The organism is Aurantimicrobium sp. (assembly GCF_036667855.1).
In the GTDB taxonomy this organism is placed as follows: domain Bacteria; phylum Actinomycetota; class Actinomycetes; order Actinomycetales; family Microbacteriaceae; genus Aurantimicrobium.
This window is the reverse complement of record NZ_JAVWTF010000075.1, coordinates 1-4,769: the sequence shown is the minus strand read 5'-3', so window position 1 is coordinate 4,769 and position 4,769 is coordinate 1. Positions and strand designations below refer to the sequence as shown.

Annotated in this window: 5 protein-coding genes and 1 pseudogene; 5 read left to right on the top strand and 1 reads right to left on the bottom strand. The window is 52.7% G+C overall.

The window, feature by feature from the left end; genetic code table 11:
• Window positions 1–457: pseudogene (locus tag RR877_RS09770) on the top strand (MinD/ParA family protein); the annotation flags it as partial.
• 14 nt (window positions 458–471) lie between these two features.
• The gene (gene def, locus RR877_RS09765) at window positions 472–963 is read left to right on the top strand and encodes a peptide deformylase (protein ID WP_332551440.1); all 492 of its coding nucleotides are present in this window, start codon (window positions 472–474) and stop codon (window positions 961–963) included.
• Here def and RR877_RS09760 read toward each other — a convergent pair.
• Window positions 960–2,780 carry a long-chain fatty acid--CoA ligase gene (locus RR877_RS09760; RefSeq protein WP_332628077.1) on the bottom strand — a complete coding sequence of 607 codons (1,821 nt, stop codon included), beginning with the start codon at window positions 2,778–2,780 and terminating at the stop codon, window positions 960–962. The genes def and RR877_RS09760 overlap by 4 nt on opposite strands.
• Window positions 2,781–2,856: 76 nt before the next feature.
• Here RR877_RS09760 and RR877_RS09755 point away from each other — a divergent pair, with 76 nt between their 5' ends.
• The 3 genes from RR877_RS09755 to RR877_RS09745 form a co-directional block, all read left to right on the top strand.
• Window positions 2,857–3,762, top strand: coding sequence for an ROK family glucokinase (locus tag RR877_RS09755; RefSeq protein WP_110233512.1), 906 nt, complete (start codon window positions 2,857–2,859; stop codon window positions 3,760–3,762).
• Between the two features lie 15 nt (window positions 3,763–3,777).
• Window positions 3,778–4,467, top strand: coding sequence for a lysophospholipid acyltransferase family protein (locus RR877_RS09750; protein ID WP_110233510.1), 690 nt, complete (start codon window positions 3,778–3,780; stop codon window positions 4,465–4,467).
• A gap of 73 nt (window positions 4,468–4,540) precedes the next feature.
• On the top strand, window positions 4,541–4,769 hold a 229-nt coding region (locus RR877_RS09745; protein WP_332628076.1), incomplete at its 3' end, for a 3-deoxy-7-phosphoheptulonate synthase.

Below are 4,769 nucleotides of genomic sequence, written 5' to 3'. Positions count from 1 at the left end.
CCCATTCCTGTCCGAAGCATTTGGTGCCAACGATTACAACATCGTTGCCGATCTTGCTAGTCGCTACTATTCGATCGCACTCACCGACTGTGGCACCGGAATCATTCACTCGGTGATGGGTGCAACCCTCAAGCGCGCTGATGGCCTGGTCATCGTTTCTGGTGGTTCCTTCGATGAGGCTCGTCTTGCTTCTGAGACGCTGACCTGGCTTGAATCCAACGGTTATGGCGACCTGGTCAAGAACACCATCGTCGCTATCAACACCGCTACACAAGGCACCAACCTGATCAAACTGCGCGAAATTGAAGATCACTTCAAGTCTCGTGTGCGCGAGACAGTGCGTATTCCTTACGATGCCATACTTGCAGCTGGTTCCTACATCGACTTCAAGAAGCTTAAGCCCGAGACCCAGGAAGCAGCTCGTCAGCTCGCTTCTCTCGTGGTTGATGGTCTCTAAGCCTTCTCAAGCCAATGACTGAACGTCCAATCCGCATCTTTGGGGACCCTGTTCTCAAGACCCCAACAGATGAGATTGTCGTCATCGATGACAAGATCCGTTCGCTTATTGAAGATCTCGTTGATTCCGTCAAGATTCCGGGACGCGCCGGTGTCGCAGCTACCCAAATTGGTGTGGGACTACGTGCGTTCAGTTACAACGTGCACGGTGACATCGGTTACATCATCAATCCGCGCATTGTGGAGACCCGTGGTGAACTTGAACTCGTTGAAGAGGGCTGCTTGAGTGTTCCCAGTCTGTGGTTCAAGACGCCTCGCTACCCCTATGCCAAAGTCGAAGGCATTGACCTGAATGGCAATGTAGTCGTACTCGAAGGTGAAGGCCTGATGGCCCAAGCCTTGCAGCACGAATGTGACCACCTAGATGGGTTGGTCTATCTCGACCGACTGGATCAACCCACCCGCAAAGAAGCTATGCGGCAAGTGCGCGAAAGCGATTGGTTCTAGTCGACTGCTCCAGAAGCTCCTGAATACATCACTTCGATTTCGTTAGCGAAATCTTTCACAATGACATTGCGCTTGATGCTCATCTTCGGAGTCAGGTGTCCTGATTCTTCAGTGAACTGGATGGGCAAGATGGTGAACTTGCGAATAGATTCAGCGCGTGAGACACGGGCATTCGCTCGATCCACTGCGGCCTGAACCTCTGCAATGATTGCTGGATTTTTAGCTGCTTCAGCAATGGTCATGGTGGGATCCATTTTGTTGTTCGTCAGCCACATGGGCAACATTTCTGGGTCCAACGTGATGAGTGCAGAGATGAAAGGTTTTGCATCGCCCACGGCGACCACCTGACTGATCACAGGATTCGCGCGGATGGGGTCTTCCAGGAATGCGGGCGCGACATTCTTGCCACCTGCAGTGACGATAATTTCCTTCTTGCGACCTGTGATGGTGATGTAACCGTCCTTGTCGATTTCACCAATATCACCTGTCTTGAACCAGCCATCGTGGAAGGTCTCAGCAGTTGCCTGAGGGTTCTTCCAATACTCCTTGAAGACGTTAATTCCAGCGGCTTCAATCTCTCCATCCTCGCCCAAGCGAACTGAGCAGCCAGGAAGAGCTGGACCAACTGTTCCAATCACGAATTTGGATGGCAAGTTGATGGAGATGGGGGCTGTTGTTTCAGTCAAGCCATAACCTTCAAGAACGACGAGGCCCAGTGCGTGGTAGAAGTGACCTAAGCGGTCACCCAAAGGAGCCGAACCGCTAATGGCGTAGGTGCAGCGACCTCCGAGAGCTGCTCGTAGCTTGGAAAGCACAAGCTTGTCCATGACGGCGAACTTGAGTTTGAGGCCGAGGGGGATATGTCCCGCCATTTCAGCCTTGGAGTATTCGATAGCAGTCTTAGCTGCAGCGCGGAAGATGTTTCCCTTACCGCCAGCTTCCGCTTTTTGTTCAGCTGAGTTGTAGACCTTTTCAAACACACGAGGAACTGCCAAGAGGAAGGAAGGCTTGAAAGACTGCATTGCAGGAAGCAACTGAGTCGTATCGCCCTGGTGGCCCACTTTCACGCCACCTTCAATGGCGAGGATGGAAATGAAACGGGCAAAGATGTGTGCGGTTGTAATAAACAACAGAGTAGAAGCTTGGGTGTTAACCACCTCGGGGACGGCAGCCCGGGCATTGCGTGCAAGCTCCAAGAAGTTGGAGTGAGTCAACACGCAGCCCTTGGGCTTGCCGGTCGAACCCGAGGTGTAAATCAAAGTTGCAAGGTCACTGCCGTGCAGTGACGAGCGACGTTCTTCTACTTCATCATCTGAAATGCCAGTACCGGCAATAACGAGAGCTTCGAGATCCCCCGCATCGATTTGCCAGACTGAATGCACGAAGGGAGCATCCGAGCGAATTTCTTCAAAACGTGCAAGATGTTGTGGTGTCTCCACTATTAATGCGACTGCTTCAGAGTCTTCAAGAATCCACTGAATCTGGCTGGGTGCACTGGTTTCGTAAATGGGGACTAGGGCTGCGCCGGCAAACCACATGGCAAAGTCAATGAGTGTCCACTCGTAGCGGGTCTTACACATCAGGCCAACGCGGTCACCTTGCTTGATACCGCTCGCGATAAATCCCTTAGCAAGGGCCACTACTTGGTTATAAAACTCTGTCGAGGTGACATCTTGCCAACCATCACCAACAGGGATTGAGAAAAGTGCTCCGTTAGGGGTTTCTCGGATCCGATCAAGGAGTACCTGAGTTGTGTTGGCCTGAGGATCAGCGGGAACGAGTGCGGGTGTATCGAACTGAATAATGCTCGAGGCCATGGAAAACTCCTTTGTCTTAACTACACTTTAGTAGTCCCACCTTTCCCTCCGTCCAGCTTCTTTCTTGGAGTTTCCTGTGTATTCGATTGGCATTGATATTGGGGGGACCAAAATCGCGGGGGCGTTGGTTAATGATCTGGGCGAAATCATCTCCCAGACCCAAGTTCCTTCACCTGCGCAGAGCGCTCAAGCAATGGAAGATGCCATTGTTGGGCTGATTCAAGAACTCAGTGCTGGCAACCCGGTTCGTGCAGCGGGTGTTGCTGCCGCTGGCTTCATTGATGCTGCACAATCCACGGTTTATTACGCCCCCAACATCGCATGGCGCAATGAACCCCTCAAAGACAAGCTGGAAGCCCGAATTGATCTTCCAATCGTCATCGAAAATGATGCGAATGCTGCCGGATGGGCTGAGTACCGATTTGGCGCAGGAAAATCTTTTACCCACATGACCATGCTGACGATTGGCACGGGAGTGGGCGGCGCCATTATTGCCAATGGTGAGCTCTTTACGGGTGGCTTTGGTGCAGGCGCAGAACTTGGACATTTGCGGGTTGAACCCAATGGACTCGAATGTGGATGTGGTCAACGCGGCTGCATCGAAGCATATGGCTCCGGACGTGCACTACTGCGCTATCTACGTGAAGAAACAGGTAACCCTGAGTTAGATCCTGATCAAGGCAAAAAACTTCTCGAAATCGGTGATGAAGCTGCCTGGCGGGCAGTGAGCACTCTCGGAAATTGGATGGGCATTGCCTGTGCGAGCCTCTCAGCTGTCTTGGACCCCCAGGTCTACGTCATTGGCGGGGGAGTCGCAGCTGCAGGTGAGCACCTTCTCAAGCCCATTCGCGACTCTTTCTTGGCAAATGTGTCAGCAAAGGGTTATCACCCTGAGCCAGAGTTTCGCATTGCTGAACTTGTCAATGATGCTGGTGTGGTCGGGGCGGCTGACCTGGCACGCAAGCATGCAGAAAAGCTCTAACGGTAAGCTGAAGCTATGTTTTATTGGCTGATGAAGAACGTCATCGCCGGACCGTTGCTCAAGGGCATCTTCCGTCCGTGGGTGACCGGCGCTGACAACATCCCCAAACAGGGCGCTGTCATCCTGGCCAGTAACCACCTCTCCTTTGTGGACTCTGTCTTTCTCCCTATTTGCATTGACAGGGACATGGTTTTTCTTGCCAAGAGTGAATACTTCACGACAAAAGGCATCAAAGGTTGGGCAACCAAGTGGTTCATGAAGGGCACGGGTATGTTGCCCATCGACCGTTCGGGTGGAAAAGCCTCTGAAGCGAGCCTCAACACGGGTCTTCGTGTACTTGCCGAAGGTCGTGTACTGGGTATTTATCCTGAAGGAACCCGTTCACCTGATGGCAAGCTCTACCGTGGTCGTACCGGAATCGCTCGCATGGTTCTTGAGTCGGGTGTTCCCGTTGTTCCTGTTGCCATGATCGACACCGAAAAGGTCATGCCCATTGGTGCTAAATGGCCCAAGATGCGCCGTCCCGGCATCATCATTGGTGAGCCTTTAGATTTCTCACGGTTCCAGGGCATGGAGGGTGATCGTTTCATCCTCCGCGCTGTGACGGACGAAATCATTTATGAACTCGCTGGCCTGTCAGGACAGCAGTATGAAGACGTCTATGCGTCTTCCGTGCGCGAAAAGCGCCCTGTCAACGCAAGATAAGCTTGTGAGGTTGCTATTTCGTGAGGAAATAGTTCCAGAGACAATAATCATCACCATCTAGGGGAGTACCTTCGTGGCTAGCCAAATTGAGCCCAACATCGTCGCTGACAAGTCCGTCATCGAGGGTTTGGACTATTGGCGCACTCTTCCCATCAAGCAGCAGCCACTGTGGCCCAACGCTGAAGCGGTTAAGTCCGCTTCTGAGCGTTTGGCAAGCTACCCACCTCTCGTTTTCGCCGGTGAGGTAGACACTCTGCGTGATCGCCTCGCTCAGGCAGCTCAGGGCAAGGCTTTCTTGCTCC